18 protein-coding genes are annotated in these 15,234 nt (G+C 42.7%); 5 read left to right on the top strand and 13 right to left on the bottom strand.

Annotation, left to right across the window (positions count from 1 at the left end; genetic code table 11):
* Positions 1–36 precede the first annotated feature (36 nt).
* Positions 37–954, top strand: coding sequence for a zinc dependent phospholipase C family protein (locus QNI29_RS04340; protein ID WP_231418659.1), 918 nt, complete (start codon positions 37–39; stop codon positions 952–954).
* 51 nt (positions 955–1,005) lie between these two features.
* Here the strand turns inward: QNI29_RS04340 and QNI29_RS04335 are convergent, their stop codons facing one another.
* Positions 1,006–2,304: an MFS transporter gene (locus QNI29_RS04335; protein ID WP_231418658.1), complete on the bottom strand. Its 1,299-nt coding sequence runs from the start codon at positions 2,302–2,304 to the stop codon at positions 1,006–1,008.
* 119 nt (positions 2,305–2,423) lie between these two features.
* Between QNI29_RS04335 and QNI29_RS04330 the strand changes: the two genes are divergently transcribed.
* Positions 2,424–3,044, top strand: a complete 621-nt coding sequence (locus QNI29_RS04330; RefSeq protein WP_231418657.1) for an NAD(P)-dependent oxidoreductase — start codon at positions 2,424–2,426, stop codon at positions 3,042–3,044.
* A gap of 472 nt (positions 3,045–3,516) precedes the next feature.
* Here QNI29_RS04330 and QNI29_RS04325 read toward each other — a convergent pair whose 3' ends face one another.
* The 4 genes from QNI29_RS04325 to QNI29_RS04310 form a co-directional block, all read right to left on the bottom strand.
* Positions 3,517–4,395, bottom strand: a complete 879-nt coding sequence (locus QNI29_RS04325; RefSeq protein ID WP_231418656.1) for a M15 family metallopeptidase — start codon at positions 4,393–4,395, stop codon at positions 3,517–3,519.
* Positions 4,396–5,045: 650 nt separating this feature from the next.
* Positions 5,046–5,207 carry a YvrJ family protein gene (locus tag QNI29_RS04320; RefSeq protein ID WP_231418655.1) on the bottom strand — a complete coding sequence of 54 codons (162 nt, stop codon included), beginning with the start codon at positions 5,205–5,207 and terminating at the stop codon, positions 5,046–5,048.
* Positions 5,208–5,311: 104 nt separating this feature from the next.
* The gene (locus tag QNI29_RS04315; RefSeq protein WP_231418654.1) at positions 5,312–5,545 is read right to left on the bottom strand and encodes a hypothetical protein; all 234 of its coding nucleotides are present in this window, start codon (positions 5,543–5,545) and stop codon (positions 5,312–5,314) included.
* A 4-nt stretch (positions 5,546–5,549) separates the two neighbouring features.
* Entirely contained in the window at positions 5,550–6,125 is a 576-nt protein-coding gene (locus QNI29_RS04310; protein WP_231418653.1) for a sigma-70 family RNA polymerase sigma factor, read from the bottom strand.
* A 304-nt stretch (positions 6,126–6,429) separates the two neighbouring features.
* Here QNI29_RS04310 and QNI29_RS04305 point away from each other — a divergent pair, with 304 nt between their 5' ends.
* Positions 6,430–7,464: a M23 family metallopeptidase gene (locus QNI29_RS04305; protein WP_231418652.1), complete on the top strand. Its 1,035-nt coding sequence runs from the start codon at positions 6,430–6,432 to the stop codon at positions 7,462–7,464.
* A gap of 37 nt (positions 7,465–7,501) precedes the next feature.
* On the opposite strand, the gene QNI29_RS04300 is transcribed toward QNI29_RS04305, so the two are convergent.
* Together QNI29_RS04300 and QNI29_RS04295 are read right to left on the bottom strand one after the other, a co-directional pair.
* The gene (locus QNI29_RS04300; protein WP_231418651.1) at positions 7,502–8,974 is read right to left on the bottom strand and encodes a methyl-accepting chemotaxis protein; all 1,473 of its coding nucleotides are present in this window, start codon (positions 8,972–8,974) and stop codon (positions 7,502–7,504) included.
* 178 nt (positions 8,975–9,152) lie between these two features.
* Positions 9,153–9,395 (bottom strand): hypothetical protein, encoded by a 243-nt coding sequence (locus tag QNI29_RS04295; RefSeq protein WP_231418650.1) that lies wholly within the window; start codon positions 9,393–9,395, stop codon positions 9,153–9,155.
* A gap of 209 nt (positions 9,396–9,604) precedes the next feature.
* Here QNI29_RS04295 and QNI29_RS04290 point away from each other — a divergent pair, with 209 nt between their 5' ends.
* Positions 9,605–10,054 (top strand): staygreen family protein, encoded by a 450-nt coding sequence (locus QNI29_RS04290; protein WP_231418649.1) that lies wholly within the window; start codon positions 9,605–9,607, stop codon positions 10,052–10,054.
* 477 nt (positions 10,055–10,531) lie between these two features.
* Here the strand turns inward: QNI29_RS04290 and wrbA are convergent, their stop codons facing one another.
* Positions 10,532–11,131, bottom strand: a complete 600-nt coding sequence (wrbA, locus tag QNI29_RS04285) for an NAD(P)H:quinone oxidoreductase (RefSeq protein ID WP_231418648.1) — start codon at positions 11,129–11,131, stop codon at positions 10,532–10,534.
* A gap of 234 nt (positions 11,132–11,365) precedes the next feature.
* Positions 11,366–11,581, bottom strand: a complete 216-nt coding sequence (locus QNI29_RS04280; protein WP_231418647.1) for a hypothetical protein — start codon at positions 11,579–11,581, stop codon at positions 11,366–11,368.
* A gap of 329 nt (positions 11,582–11,910) precedes the next feature.
* Here QNI29_RS04280 and QNI29_RS04275 point away from each other — a divergent pair, with 329 nt between their 5' ends.
* Positions 11,911–12,801: a cation diffusion facilitator family transporter gene (locus QNI29_RS04275; RefSeq protein WP_231418646.1), complete on the top strand. Its 891-nt coding sequence runs from the start codon at positions 11,911–11,913 to the stop codon at positions 12,799–12,801.
* A 93-nt stretch (positions 12,802–12,894) separates the two neighbouring features.
* Here the strand turns inward: QNI29_RS04275 and QNI29_RS04270 are convergent, their stop codons facing one another.
* The 4 genes from QNI29_RS04270 to QNI29_RS04255 form a co-directional block, all read right to left on the bottom strand.
* On the bottom strand, positions 12,895–13,440 hold the full coding sequence (locus QNI29_RS04270; RefSeq protein WP_231418645.1) for a GNAT family N-acetyltransferase: 546 nt from the start codon (positions 13,438–13,440) through the stop codon (positions 12,895–12,897).
* A 101-nt stretch (positions 13,441–13,541) separates the two neighbouring features.
* The gene (locus QNI29_RS04265; RefSeq protein WP_231418644.1) at positions 13,542–14,024 is read right to left on the bottom strand and encodes a hypothetical protein; all 483 of its coding nucleotides are present in this window, start codon (positions 14,022–14,024) and stop codon (positions 13,542–13,544) included.
* 72 nt (positions 14,025–14,096) lie between these two features.
* On the bottom strand, positions 14,097–14,390 hold the full coding sequence (locus QNI29_RS04260; protein ID WP_231418643.1) for an AzlD domain-containing protein: 294 nt from the start codon (positions 14,388–14,390) through the stop codon (positions 14,097–14,099).
* Entirely contained in the window at positions 14,387–15,121 is a 735-nt protein-coding gene (locus QNI29_RS04255) for an AzlC family ABC transporter permease (RefSeq protein WP_354665925.1), read from the bottom strand. Before QNI29_RS04255 ends, QNI29_RS04260 begins: the two co-directional genes overlap by 4 nt.
* Positions 15,122–15,234: the final 113 nt, after the last annotated feature.

The following is a 15,234-nucleotide window of genomic DNA, read 5'->3' as shown; positions in this document are numbered from 1 at the left end:
CTTATAATGGAAACAAAGTATAAAGGAGGGAGTATTTTGCCGAATATATGGACACATATTTTGTTTGCTGAAGATATTATGGACGGAATAAAAGCTCAAGGTGAGTTTCAAACAACAGGCAATTACGTCAATTTAGGAGCACAGGGCCCAGACCCATTCTTTTATCATAATTTTTGGCCGTGGAAAAAAGACGAGTCCATCAATAAAATTGGAAATGTGCTTCATCATGAGGCATGCGGTCCGTTTCTTATCGACCTTATTGCAGGTGCGTCTGAGTTAAATCAATCGACCAAAGCCTATGTACTTGGATTTGTTACTCATCATATTTTAGACCGAAACACACACCCCTTCATCCATTATTTCGCAGGGTATGAAAAGAATAAACATCAGAAGCTCGAAGTGATCATAGATACCATTATGATGGAACGTTTTCGACATTTGAAGACATGGAAAACGCCTGTATACCGTGAGATTGATGTCGGTCCGGCTCTTGATGTGGAACTCACAGCTTTTCTGACCCAAAAGATCAGTTTTTTCTTCCCCCAGGTCGTCAGTTCCATTCCTGCTGACTTTGTCCATGCAGCGTATCAAGATATGAAACGCGCGTTCCGTGTTTTGTATGATCCCTACGGATGGAAAAATGCCCTTCTGGGTCAACTAGTGTCTTCGTTTTCACACCAGCCAATCGCTTCTAATAAGGACTTCTTGAACACAGAACACCGAACCTGGTATCATTCTGCGACAAATGAGCCGCGTAGTGAAAGTTTCTTGGATTTATACGAGGAAGCACGGCGTGAAGGGTTAGAAATTTGTTCTGAAATCCTCTTATACTGGGAGGAACCCACCGACGAAGGTCTAGAAAAGATTTCTTCCCTTATTCAGAACATTTCTTATGACACAGGTAAACCAGTAAGCGAAAATGCCGTCAATCAATACAGCAATCCTATCGTCTGAATCACGACGTAAAAACGGGACAACCCTTTAGAAGGTCGTCCCGTTTCTTCATTAAACATGTACATCTACCTTATCCTTCTGAATCGTATTCTGACGAGCTTCTTCCATCCCTTTTGAAATATCCACCTTCTGAAGTAAAATCAAACCGACTACAAAGAAAATAACCAAGCTAAAGATCCCAAGCTTACTTGATCCGGTGATTGCCCCGACAAATCCGAACAAGGCAGGGCCGATAATAGCTGAGAACTTAGCCGAAATTCCGTAAAAACCAAAGAATTCCGCGTGTCGGTCATCAGGAACTAAACGACCAAAAATCGATCGACTGAGTGATTGTGCTCCTCCTTGTACGACCCCAACACAAATCGCGAGCGCATAGAAATGGGCGGCAGAACTCATAAAATAACCAAGAATTACGATTCCTATATAGACAACGAGCGTGACAGTCAGAGCTCGCTTTGCAGTAATTTTTGTGGCTAACCATCCAAAGAAAAAGGTACAAGGAATGCCCACAAACTGTGTAATGAGAAGTGCGGCAATAAGGTGTGATGATCCGATTCCGATTTCACTACCGTAAATCGTAGCCATTTTAATTATCGTAGAAATGCCATCGTTATAGAGCCAAAAAGCAAGTAAGAAGATCAGTAGTTGTTTGTATTGATTGATTTCGCGAAATGTATGAGCAACGCGGGAAAAACCAATGCGGGCATAGGATTTGGTCCGTTCCACCTGCCCCTCTCTTTTCTCTTCCTTCACATTTTTGAATAGAGGAATGGAAAAGACAAACCACCAAATTCCAACCGTTACAAAAGAAATTTTTGTTCCCATCTCTGTAGAGGAGAAGCCAAACCATTCATACTTCTGAATCATCAGTAAGTTAATGGCTAACAACAGACCTCCACCAATATATCCAAAGGCAAATCCTCTAGAGGATACCCGGTCCATGTCTGTTCCTTTTGAAATTTCAGGCAAGAAAGCATCGTAAAAGACGTTCGCACCTGAAAAACCAATCGTTCCAATTATTAAAAGAAAAGAGGCAAACAGATATTCACCACTATCTACGAACGCGAGCAAAACACTCGCAATCATCCCCATATAAGCGAAAAAGCGTAAAAATTTCTTTTTGGCAGCAGAATAATCACTAATCGCTCCTAAAATGGGTGCCAGAATAGCTACGATTAGAACCGCAATCGATTGGGAATATCCCCAGTAGCTTGTTGCTTGCTGATCCGGTAAAGTTGAAGCAGCGACCTGCTGATAAAAAATTGGTAGAACCGCCGCCATGATCGTTGTAGCAAATGCAGAATTAGCCCAGTCATAGAGCGCCCAGCTTCGAACGAGTTTTCGATTCATCTTTGCCCCCACGCTTTCGTCATAGGATAGTTTAAGACAAGCTTAGCAGAAATCTTTTAAAGAAAACGCTTTATTTTCTAAATTTTAACACAAAATTAATACATCCTGAGGTGATTATTTTGAAAATCGCAGTATTCGGAGGGACCGGACGCGTAGGCTCCGCACTCATTCAAATGGCCATCGAACAAGGCCACACCGTACAAGCACTCGTACGTAACAAAGAAAAGGCTCAAGAACAGATCCCTGAAGCCACCCATATAAAAGGTGACGCAACCAATCTAAGTGACATATCCGCAACCATTGAAGGGTGCGATCTGGTCTTTTCAAGCCTTGGAACGGACAAAACCACTACCCTAACCGAAAGCACGCCTAAGATCATACAAGCAATGAAAGAAGCTGGCACGACCCGTATTGTAACAATCGGTACGGCAGGGATTCTCAACAGTCGTTATGAAGAGGGAAAGTATCGTTTTCAATCCTCTGAATCCAAAAGAACCAAGACATTCGCGGCAGAAGAACACCTTAAGAGCTACCTTGAATTAGCCTCATCCACGTTAAACTGGACAGTCATCTGCCCTACTTATTTACCTGATGGAGAAGAAGAAGGCAATATCCGATATGAGGTCAACTACCTGCCTGAAGATGGCAAGAAAATATCAACCCAAGACACCGCCCGCTTTGCCCTTGAGGTATTAGAAAACAACACCTTCCACCATTCCCGGTTAGGAATCTGCTACTAAACACAGCGGAGATGCTTTAGTGTGGATAGCGCCGCCTGCGTTTGATGAGTGCTTGGGCTTGCTCGGGGACAACTCGCTTTCCTGCGGGGAGCTGGGAAGCCTCCTCGTTCGCATTCGCTCTCTGTGGGTCTCCCCTACGCTCCTCACCCCGCGGGAGTCTCGCAGTCACCGAGCAAGCCCTGCCATAATGAAGTTTAACGGCTGCGGGATTAGTAGGGCCTGTCTTTACCGTGATTGCACGTTTCCGTTCCTCCTAATATGGCAAAGGTGGGCCTGGAAACTGCGAGACTCCCATGGGCAGAAGAGCCTAGGTGAGACCCCGGAGGCCGGCTTGCCGGGTGAGGAGACTCACCAGCTCCCCACAGGAAAGCGAGTGGTTTCCAGGCCCACCTTCCACTACATAAAAGCTAACGGAAACATCCTCTCTCAAAAAAGCAGGGAGCCCACTTTCGTGGGCTCCCTGCTTTTTGCGTTAAGGGACCAGGTTATAATATTCTTCAAGCGTAGCATTTTGGTTATAGACTTTTGTAGCGACGTCTTTCCCAACATATCGCAGGTGCCATGGTTCATACTCATAGCCTGTAATATCCGATTTCCCCTCCGGATACCGAATAACAAACCCGTAGTTATGTGCATTCTCAGCAAGCCATTCTCCTTCTTTCATATCTCCAAGATCCTGACTTAATTGGAAGGATAACTTGGCTACCGTTACATCCATGGCAAGTCCTGTTTGGTGCTCGCTATGGCCCGGAACGGCAGAGAATTGTCTGGCATGTTCTTCCCCGTGTTGCTGGACGTTACTTGCGAATATCGCGTCTTGCCTATCGTAAGAACGGTAACCTGAAGCAGCTACCAGGTCAATGCCTGCTTGGTCTGCTCCTTTAAACAATTCTTCGAGTGCACGGGCAGCGACTTCGCGCATTTGCTTTTTCTCATGGAACTCATCAAAGTAAAATGGCACTTCAGGAACGGTTAGATTAGGAGGGGTATAGCCATCCGGAAGCTTTCGTTGTTTATTGACAACGACCTCTGTACTCGTTGGCTCCTCCACCACCATTGCCGTCGAATCATCAGACGGTTGTTGGGACGGTTTTTCTTTTTCCCCATTTTTGTCATCAGATGGTGAAGAGTCTGATTTCTCTCCATCATTTTGTTCAGTTTGGTCTTCCTCAGGTTCTTGATCGGCTTTATCTTGCTCCTCTGCCGATTCATCTTTAGCGGGTTTTTCTTTTTCTGTGATTGTCGTATTTTTTGAAGCATTCTCTTTTGCTGGTTGGGATTCATTTGTTTCCGATTGACAAGCCGTCAACGCAAACACACCAATCATCCCGATTAGAAGCATTCTCCTCATGATGTATATCCTTTCTATTTCAAACTACTTTACAATATAACACGTTTTAGAAAAAGATGACAAAAGATATAAAGCGTCCTCATGCTTACCATTACACGTCCTATCATTTGTGAAAACGTTAACAAAAGCGACACAACTCCCACGTTGTTTCTTACAGAATGGTGATATAATAAAGGTGTAAAGAAAAACAAAAACACATAAACAACTTAGGTGGCTCAACCATAGCGAGTTCGTTTCCAAGCGAACAAGAAATAAGAATGGGAAAGGGAACACACCTCCTGTGAAAAAGGAATAACCAGTAGCCCTTTAAACCATGAAGCCCTCAGTGAAATTGGAGTGTGCGACTTACTTTTTAGACGATGACCCATAAGGAAATGTACCATCCACTCCTTATCCGGTAGCCTAAACCTCGTGTCACTCTCTAGAAAGTTGAGCGTTCCTCATCTGTAAAACGTGTGACGTCAGTTTTACACATGGAATGCAGGTTGTCGGAGGAAACGGATCTTGAAGAAGAATCCTTTCAAGTACGGCATCAGAAGCAACAAAGTAAGATCAAGGATGATTCTTACATGGTTGGGTCCCCTAAGTTGTTTAGCCCCTTCTAGCGAATACCAGACTTGTGGTATTCGTTTTTTCTTGTCCGCTCCGAACTATTTTTCCTCCTCATCTGTTTTGGGGTACGGTTTAGACAGGTGGTTCACCTCCTCTTCTAGGTGTTCTAATTTCTTCTCATGTCTTACTAACAAAAAGATGGTAACAGCTATGGGAAAACCAAAGTTCCCCATAGCCTGCATGAACGTATAATAATCCATAAATCGGTCTCCCTTCTTATCTTGAGTTTTATGCCCTCGCTAGCCGTTCTTTCTACTGATCCATCTACCACTGAGGTACAGGGGAAAGACGATCTTCCCTACCATCATTCACACTTCCCCTGGTTATTTAATTCTTCCAGTCCAGGGACATCCTCCAATGAAGAGTTCCTTATATAATGAAGAATGTGTAGTTTCAATTCTTGTTCTAAATCTTCTCGATTCTCTCTTGTGGTTCGACGCAAGGAAGATTTTAGTTTGGGATCAAATGTTTCAACGATCTTTCCCTCTGTGCCATAACCTTTTTGGGCTTCTCTTACCAAATCATATAAAACTGCCATAAGCTCACTCCTTCTGTTTCGTTAATGCATTTTTTAATTTCATAAGAGCCTTTTTCCGCAATTTAGATACAGCCTGTTGAGATGTATGTGTATGGTTAGCTATTTCGCTATCCTTCATCTGGTGTACATAAGTCATATCCAGCACCCCCCTTTGCTTGTCCGATAACCTCAGATAGGCTCGTAGCAAATCATCATCTTCTATACACTCCTCCAAGGTGCGCGGTGTTTCGGTATAAAGAGATCCCTGGTCATAAAGCTGATCCTTAAACGTTTCCCCTTCTTCATCCCCCACTGACTGATCTAGTGTTAACCTATTCCTTTCAGCGAACTGCCTCACCTTTTTATCAAAATTAACACTGTGAAAATAGAGCGATGTATTTAAGTAAGAGGTGAAACGTATCCCAAAGTAATAGGCTTTAAAAGCTTTATCTAAATGATCCATTCTCTCTTGAGTAGGCGAAGATAGATAGTCTTCTATCAATTCCTGATGCTCAGGTTTATGCAGAAACGTCTCAACAGCGGGATTACCCTTTAAATTTGGAAACTTCTCAAAAAACCTTTCTTCGAAACTCCTCATCATTGCCCCCTCCAAACAAGAACATATGTTCGGTTTTTATTTAAAAAAAGAAGCAAAATGAGAACAGCGTCTCTATTTTTGCTTAATCTATTACTTTATAAAGAAGCTTTTTAGAAGGGAATTACAACCGATCCTGCTTAAATCGTTCATTTGTACTATATATTACATCACAGGCACAACTGGAATAAAGAGGTGAAGGACCTAATTTTTTCTTATTTCAGAATATACAACTCAAAATGACGTTTACATTGACTCATAGTTTGAGATAATAGTAAAAACATAATTTACCAAAAGGAGGAAGGTTCATTTGAGCAAACTCTATTTAAAACAAAAGATACTAATCCTCGTTATGATCGGTGTATTTATGATAAGCGGGTTAGCTGGCGTGGGCGTCATTATACATGCTAAGGCTCAGCCTACTAAAGAAACCTCTCAGCACGAAACCCGTTCTGAATCTCTTCAATTAAATGATATTCTTATGGCCAAAAAGAGCGAAGTTGTTCAATTTTTGTTGGAACGAAAGGCTACGGAGCGTGAAGCTTCTTATTTTGAAAACGAAACGATTGCAAAAGAGACAATGAACAAAAAGTGGGCTTTAATCCCTAATGTGGCGTCTCGAGGAGATATGATTCTTGTAAGAAGTGAAAGCGAGGGGACCTTAGAGTGGCAAGGGCGCACCTATACACTAAAGCCCTTCGGGTCAGGGTTTTACACATATTTGCCGATCCCTATGAGTGTGAAACCAGGAAACTATCCGATTGGGAATCGTACCTTAACGATTCAAAAGAAAACATTTGAGACACAGCACATCACGGTTTCAGAAGAGAATGAGAACATTCGAAACAATACAGAGCAAATCATGAAGGATCAACAGAAGATTGACAAAGCTAGAAGTCAATCGGAAGAGGAGTTCTTGTTTCCTCCTAACTCTTCGTTCATCCAACCTGTTGAAGGGCAAGTAACAACACCGTTTGGTTACACCAGATACGTGAACGGCGAATTTTCAGGCAGCCATACAGCCATTGACTGGGGAGCACCAGCTGGTACCCCTGTAAAAGCTACAAACGATGGGATCGTCGCTCTTGCGGATTCCCTTCATTTAACGGGGAATTCCGTTTATATTGACCACGGCATGGATTTATTCTCCCAGTATATTCACATGTCTAAACTTAACGTGAAAGCCGGAGATCACGTTAAGAAAGGGGATATCATCGGCTATGTTGGAAGTACTGGTTTTTCGACAGGGCCTCATATGCACTTTACATTCTGGGTGCACAACGTTCCCTCAAATCCCAATCAATATCTCGGAACGAGCCCATTCCATCTCGATCAAGCTCAATGATGAAAGAAGGAGAGACAATGGATTTGTCTCTCCTTCTTTAGTGTTGCCGCTCCAGTTCTTCTACGGCTTTTTTTGTGAAGGCAATCGAATTCTTTAGCTTCTCTTGTTTATCAGCTTGTGTGCCAATTGTCGATTGTAACTGCTGCATCGTAGCAGCAGTTTGCTGAATGACTGAGGCCAGTTCATGTACAGATTGATCAATACCTTGTGAAGATTGCCGGATATCTTCAGCTTGCTCCCCAAAAGTTGTTAATTGCTCAATAAATAGAGAAATCTCCCTTGTGATCACGTGGAATGTGCTCGCCGTCTCTTCTGTAACACCTATACTCTCTTCCAGGTGATCCTGATTCTTTTTAACGAGAGACTCTGTCTCATACGCCTCCTTTTGAATGGAAAGAAGGTTTTCATTAATCTGTTGGGCGGTGGCATTTGATGTTTCTGCGAGTTTCCTAACTTCATTGGCCACAACCGCAAAACCCTTCCCTGCCTCACCAGCACGTGCCGCTTCGATACTAGCGTTTAAAGCTAATAAATTCGTTTGTTCAGCAATTCTTTGAATTTGTTGTGTAAAGCGTGTAGATTCTTCAATACCTTCTGTAAGCCCTTTCATCTTTGCGCTCATTTTTCGAAAAGAGGATTGAACCTCGGTCATTGTGTCGGTTAGTTGCTGGATAGATCCCATTCCGTCCGAAGCATTTGTATGCATCTTGTGACCAGCCTGGACAAGTTCTTCGAATGCTTGAATCATGGTTTCAAGAAGTCCGTTTGCCTGATCTGTAGCGTCCGTGATATCCGTCACAGATGAAGCTTGTGTATGAGAAGCTAAAGATATTTCATGAAAAGAAGCATTCATTTCATTCATGGTGTTGCTACTTTCGAAACTCGCCTCACCGATTTCCTTCATGTGTTGGTAAACGGTTTGAGCGGTCTGATGAATGAGGTCTACTTGTGTTGTCTGTTTCGCTACGAGCGTTTCACTATCCTCAAGAGATTGTTCTGTTTGGGTGAGAAGACGTTTCGTTAAGCGGACTTGTGTCATTAAAACAATAAAGATTAAACCATAAAACACAAAAGCAATTGTAATCGCACGGGAGTCAAAGCCAAGTGCTTTTCCTTTCTCTAGCGCAAAATAGACAAGCAATAGTGACCCAAGCGCTCCTCCGACTGAAAGAACTCGCACAGAAAGAGAAATGGCTGCTACGGCTAACACATAAAAAGCAAAGAGAAAATTGGTTACATAACCTGAAGAAATCATAACGATTAAGGCAATGAGTGAAAGGCTCCCTACTGCTATGTATGGAATGACAGAAATAAAACGTTTCTTCCAGTGCAACAAACCCATTATGAGTACACTTACTAATCCACCGCCACCAATCGTGATCATATTCATCTGCGGAGCTTGTACAATATACTCAGCCCCTACTCCAAGAATCACAGAAAGAAGCAAAACACTTATTAGAACGCTATTTTGCTTATTCTGAACCTTATCTTTCATATGAGATTGCTCCATTCTTAATCTTCCTCCTTTTCAAAAGTATAGCTCTATCTATCATTTTACATTTTTTCTCACTTTTTGGGTAGTTCGATTTACCTAAACCTATTTTTTAAATCTATTTAAACAACAAAAAAGCCGCTCCGAGTCAGAACTCGGGTAGCGGCTTCTTCATCCGTTCATCATGTACAATTCATCATTCGTATGTGTAAGGTTTATAAACTTCACTTAATTGAAGCAGGCGTTCTTGATCACCAAGGTCAATTGCCTCATTAATCTGGGCTTCCAGGTTTGATTTGTTCCACTTGTAGCAAAGCTCATCTAATGCTAAAGTGCTCGCTAATTTAATCTCGTAAGGGACGTCACGTTTGGCGTGAATCACATCTCGATCTTTCATAGGGAACCAAGTTAGGGCGTACGACATTTTTTCCTTTCTCATGGAACTCTCCCCCTTTTAAGTAGTATATGATAGATCTTTATAAATTGAAACAATTTTCTGATAAAATTGCTATTGATTCTATGTTCCCCACGTTTTTCTCTATCAAACCTAAGAGGCTGTAGGGAATTTGCTCAATCGTTCCTTATTTTCCTTACGCGCATAAAATATAAGAATAAAGATTAATCCTTTAATGAACAGGAGGATCATGGATGAGCTTCTCTCCATTTAAACTCTATACCCAATATAGGCCTGATATAGAACATTTCACTCCTTTCTCTGAAAGAACCTACACCCTTACCCATTCAGATCAGACAGGTGATTTGTTCTTAACCGTTTCAAAGGAATTTGCGACGGACCAGACAAATGAGATGCGGGATGAAGTATTCGGATGGTGGACGCAACCTAAGAACAATCAGGTGCAATTTCAAGGGAGTGTCCTAGTGGGAACAGAAGACATTCCTGAAACAGCACAACAGATCCGCTATCAAATTTTCATGAGAGAAATGAGCACAGCCCTCAAAGGAATCTTTTACGGAGAACGCTGGCTACTAGAAACATACCCTTTTTTGAAAGAATCCCCAATATGGATACAATTCAGAAGCAACCTCCCCCAATACAGCGGAAATATCTACTTTGGTACAGTAAAAGATTATATGTAATTTCTCTGCTATTTTAGTTGGAAAGGGCCGTCGTTTTATGAGTGCTTGGGGTGTCTTGGGAACGGTTCCGTTTCCGCGGGCGAGGTGGAAAAGCTGAACCACTCCCCCATAAGGGATGTTTCCTTTATCCATATATCGCAAGGTGAATCGGGAAATTGCGAGACTCCTGCGGCAATAGAAGCCAGTCTAGTTCCAGCGTGGAGGACCTAGCGAGACAAGTCATCTTTTTTCCAAAGGCTTATCGCCTTTTCCAAAAAGCTGTCTTGTCCGTACGGTCCTAGGCACCACGCTTGCACATTTCTATCTAGAGGAGACCCCGGAGGGAGCGTTAGCGAGTGAGGAGGCTCCCCAGCTCGCCGCGGAAAGCGAGTGATTTCCCGATTCACCTTACGCTGCTCATTCCAAAACCAACGGACACACTTTCAAGCTATAGAGCCTAAATAAAAAGGCTATCCAAATGGATAGCCTTTTTATCATTTATTTACTATGAATACGGCTCGCAATATCAACCGTACGTTTCGCCTGATGTCTTACTGCCGCTTCTACATCTTCTTGCATGTTACCGTCTTGGCCTACGGTTACAGATGTACCATATGGATTTCCTCCGCCAGCAAAGACTGCTTGATCAGAGTATCCTGGTGCAGCTACAATGGCTCCCCAGTGGAACATCGTTGTATAAAGGTTCGTGATTGTTTGTTCTTGACCACCATGAGGATTTTGAGCAGATGACATTGCACTGACGACTTTATTTACAAGTTTCCCGTTAAACCAAAGTCCACCTGTTGCGTCTAAGAAAGACTTCACTTGAGCAGGCACATTCCCAAATCGAGTGGGTACACTAAAGATAAAACCATCGGCCCATTCTAGGTCATCATTTGAAGCAACGGGAACATCTTTTGTCTCTTCTAAATGCTTCTTCCAAGCTGGATTCTGAGCGATTGCTTCTTCAGGTGCTGTTTCTGCTACGCGTACAAGTTTTACCTCAGCGCCCGCCTCTTTAGCTGCTTCTTCTGCCCATTTTGCTAATTTGTAATTTGTACCGGTAGAACTGTAATAAACCACTGCAATGTTTGTCAATCTAATCTCTCCTTTAATCCAATCAGTATAGTCGACCCATCTTTTCCACAAAATGAAAGAATGGGGATGCTTATAGTATATACCCAACCTGCACTTAGCTCAAAACAAAGAGTTTCAAATTCGAGATATTTTTTTTAAAATGGTCTTTTTTATCAGCCATTTCAAGGGAATCACGGCCTCTTATTAAACAAAACGAAAGACAACCCTATATGGATTGTCTTCCTTCATGATGTATTAAATTACGAGTTCATAATATTGAGGGAACGTCCAATATGAATCTCTCCAGCCGCGCTGAACGGCTAATTCTTCAAAAGACTGAGCATGGCTATTAAAAAACTTAATAATGGCCTCTTCTATGTTCTCTTCTGAAGGATTGAACTGTAACAAAATAGGCTTAGAAAACTTCATTCCACGCACAGAGCCTTCAATGATCACAGTTTCTTTAATCAATGGCTTCACCCCTTTTGTCATAGAAATTCCTAAAGCTAATCTGTCGTCTACCGTTCTGTTTGTGCAAATAATTAGATTAAAATAATTTCTTAATAAATGAATACCCTTTTAAGAATAGATTAATCCCCAATTCAACATTTAGATTACAAATATGACAATAAACAGGTCTTTTTACCCATTTTTGCTTCAGGATATAAAATTGGGTTAAGGAAACATTATTTTATAGTGACAATAGAAGTGAAGATAGCAACGTTTTTTTCTCTAGACTCATATGAATCCCTTTTGGTAAGCTATATAAGGCTTATAGAGAGGGAACGGAGGATCACGACATGAATGAATATGAGAACCTAAAAAAAGGTGAGCAAGGTGCATGGATTAGCATCTGTGCTTATCTCATATTGTCTGCCACAAAATTAATTATTGCTTCTATTGGTCAATCAGAGGCGTTACGCGCAGATGGCTTAAACAACGTAACGGACGTTATTGCATCCCTAGCCGTACTGATCGGGTTACGCATTTCACGTAAGCCACCTGATAAAGACCACCACTATGGACACTTCAGGGCTGAAACCATCGGCTCATTAATTGCTGCTTTCATTATGATGACTGTAGGACTACAGGTTATCTACGAAACCATTCAGCAAATCTTCGCTGGGCAAGAGGCACAACCAAGTCTGCTAACTGCATGGACAGCAGCTGGTGCAGCCGTAGTTATGTATGGAGTGTATCTCTATAACTTACGCTTATCCAAACGGATCAACAGTCACTCCTTATATGCAGCAGCTCAGGATAATCGCTCAGATGCCCTCGTCAGTATTGGCGCTTTCATCGGAATTATAGGTGCTCAATTTGGTGCTTTTTGGCTTGATCCCGTCGCTGGTTTTATAGTTGGACTTATTATTTGTAAAACAGCTTATGATATTTTCCGCGACGCTTCCCATACGTTAACAGATGGCGTTAATGAGGAGCTTCTCGATCAAGTTAAAGAAACACTCAATCAGGATAGTGATGTGAAAGTCGTGGAAGATGTAAAAGCCCGCTTACACGGCAACCAGGTACTCGTTGACGCAACCATCCTAGTGGATCCAGAACTTAGCGTGCAGCAAGGTCATGACATCACAGACCGCCTTGAGGATTCATTAGCTGATGAACACGGTATCTATCACACTCATATTCATATCGAACCGTATCATGACGAAGATCACACTCAGAATAGCTAGCATGACTCACACACCAGATATACAAAAAGAGCTTGGGATTCCAAGCTCTTTTTGTATATCTGGTGTAATTTTATAACTTATAAGAATGCTCCCTTAAGAAGCCGGCAGCGTTTCTAAAAGGTGGTCTAAATGCTTCCATCCATAAGCCGTCTCCTCATACGTCCCTTTTCCTATTGTTATATTTTCGGCTTCCACTGCAACTGCACCGTACCGTTCATAGAATCGTTTGTTGGGGTTACGAGTTAATACCCATACAAGAATAGAACCATATCCTTTTTGCGCCATATCGTTCGTAAACGCTTTCAATAATTCCGTGCCAAGGCCCTTCTTTCGCACCTCATCTAACAGGTAAATGGCATAGATTTCACCATCATAGCCGTACACCTTGGTCCGCTCTTTTCCTCCTGATATAAACCCAACCACCTTCTCCGATTCATCTGTAGCCACAAAGATCGTTTGATTATTAATCGGAGCTTTTAAAATCGTTTCCCATAACGTAATGCGGTTCTCTAATGTTAAGCTCTGGATGTCTTCTTCCTCCAGCAGCGGTTGATAGGTTGTTCTCCAACTTTCTACATGTACATAAGCAATCGCTTTAGCGTCTTCCTGGGTCGCTCTTCGAATTGTATACAACTGCATCTCCTCCCCCTGGTCAACATTTACGTATCCTTACTTTTATTGTATTCGGTATTCCTCCTTATGTATAGAAAAACGCCATCAGAAGATGACGTTTTTTTAATTTATGAACAAGAAAACGAAGAAATACGATCTGTATCAATTACGTAATACACCCAACGTTGCTGGGACTGTCTCCAACGATATCCGCCCACAGATGTTCTTCCGATAAAGGTTGGATAATACCAGAACCTTCTCCCGTTATTTAAACGAACGCGCGTATAGCGATATAAACATCTATAAAAAGCACCAGGGTCTACCGCAAACACACTCGGTTGGCCGCCGTACCCGTCAAACTGACCTTGCGCCGGTGGTGGACCAATTGGGGGCTGACCGCCTCCTCCTTGGCCAGGTGGTGGACCAAACGGGGGTTGCCCTCCTCCCTGACCAGGTGGTGGGCCAAATGGGGGTTGCCCTCCTCCTTGACCAGGGGTAGGACCAAATGGTTGTTGTTGAGGAAACCCGCCCCCAAAACCTCCACCATATCCACCCTGCCCAGGTAGCAATTGACCTACAAGCCAATTTAAACCGTTCTGTCTATAATCCATGCTGTCATGGCTCCTTCCGTAATAAGCTCCCTATACTATATGCTTATAGCCATACAGCGTGACAAACGCCTTTTATCCAATCGTCAGGACATATACCGTTCCAATCGCCACTACAACTGTAACAATCGTATGGACCCGGAAAAATGCTAATACAACACCCACTCCTCCAGCAATCAGTCCTACGTGAGGCTCCCCCTCGATTACAGTCGTAATACCAGGAAAGATCAATGCTCCAAGCGCCGCATAAGGGATCGCGTTCAGCCATCGAGAAACCCACGCAGGAAATGTCCAACGGTCGACCACAAATGCAGGGAGAAAGCGAGGAATCATTGTAACGAGTGCCATCCCCATAATGATGAATATCATGCTTCTTCCTCCTTTAATAACCCAATTCCACTTGCTCCGCCCACAAGTGTAGCTGTAACGATGGCCCAACCGTCGCTGACCCCTAATGAAGATAACGCATAATTAACTCCCATACTGATAACAGCAATAATTCCAATCCTCCACTCTTTCCTAACAGAAGGAACAAGTAACGCTATGAACATCGCATATAACGCCACCACCATACTTTGACTAAGAGCAGCTGGGATTACCTCTCCTAACACCCCACCAAGGAAAGATCCCCCAATCCAAGAAGCGTAGGAGACTAGAATCATAGCCGCATAAAACAAAGCTCCATGGGGTTCTCTCGCTTCCTTTTTGTGAAGGGATCCAACGGCAAACGTTTCATCTGTTAACCCAAGCGACATCGGAATCTTCCATTTCAAGGACAGAGAGCGAACCTGATTCATAAACGAAAAGCTCATAACAAAATGCCGGAAATTAAGGACAAAGGTCGCCAGTATAATTTCAATTGCTCCAACCCCTGTCAGGATCATATTGGTCGCCACAAACTGGCTTGCGCCTGCAAACACCAGCACGCTCATCATCGTAATCTCAAACAAGTTCAAACCCGCTTCACTTGCTAATACCCCATATGTAATTGCAATCGGCATGTACCCAAACATAATCGGCAAGCCTGCAATCGCTCCCTTTTTTAAAGCATACCGCGCCCCGTTATTCGACCTCTCAATCGTATGTGAATTCACCTGCACCCTACATCCCTCATCACCTTTTAAATTGAACCCATTATAATCCACTTTCAAGAATATGAGAAGGAATAAAAAAAGTTGTTTGTATTCTTAAGATCCCGGGAATCCTTTCCTCA

It is taken from the genome of Pontibacillus chungwhensis (assembly GCF_030166655.1).
Taxonomy (GTDB): Bacteria; Bacillota; Bacilli; order Bacillales; family BH030062; genus Pontibacillus.
Note: the sequence above shows the minus strand (reverse complement) of the source record. Positions and strands in the feature narration are given on the sequence as shown.

Excerpts from the sequence above, each read along its gene's own strand:
- QNI29_RS04335 (WP_231418658.1), bottom strand. The coding sequence starts at position 2,304 with ATGAATCGAAAACTCGTTCGAAGCTGGGCGCTCTATGACTGGGCTAAT.
- QNI29_RS04325 (WP_231418656.1), bottom strand. The coding sequence starts at position 4,395 with ATGAGGAGAATGCTTCTAATCGGGATGATTGGTGTGTTTGCGTTGACG.
- QNI29_RS04320 (WP_231418655.1), bottom strand. The coding sequence starts at position 5,207 with ATGGATTATTATACGTTCATGCAGGCTATGGGGAACTTTGGTTTTCCC.
- QNI29_RS04315 (WP_231418654.1), bottom strand. The coding sequence starts at position 5,545 with ATGGCAGTTTTATATGATTTGGTAAGAGAAGCCCAAAAAGGTTATGGC.
- QNI29_RS04310 (WP_231418653.1), bottom strand. The coding sequence starts at position 6,125 with ATGATGAGGAGTTTCGAAGAAAGGTTTTTTGAGAAGTTTCCAAATTTA.
- QNI29_RS04300 (WP_231418651.1), bottom strand. The coding sequence starts at position 8,974 with ATGGAGCAATCTCATATGAAAGATAAGGTTCAGAATAAGCAAAATAGC.
- QNI29_RS04295 (WP_231418650.1), bottom strand. The coding sequence starts at position 9,395 with ATGAGAAAGGAAAAAATGTCGTACGCCCTAACTTGGTTCCCTATGAAA.
- QNI29_RS04290 (WP_231418649.1), top strand. The coding sequence starts at position 9,605 with ATGAGCTTCTCTCCATTTAAACTCTATACCCAATATAGGCCTGATATA.
- QNI29_RS04275 (WP_231418646.1), top strand. The coding sequence starts at position 11,911 with ATGAATGAATATGAGAACCTAAAAAAAGGTGAGCAAGGTGCATGGATT.
- QNI29_RS04270 (WP_231418645.1), bottom strand. The coding sequence starts at position 13,440 with ATGCAGTTGTATACAATTCGAAGAGCGACCCAGGAAGACGCTAAAGCG.
- QNI29_RS04265 (WP_231418644.1), bottom strand. The coding sequence starts at position 14,024 with ATGGATTATAGACAGAACGGTTTAAATTGGCTTGTAGGTCAATTGCTA.
- QNI29_RS04260 (WP_231418643.1), bottom strand. The coding sequence starts at position 14,390 with ATGATATTCATCATTATGGGGATGGCACTCGTTACAATGATTCCTCGC.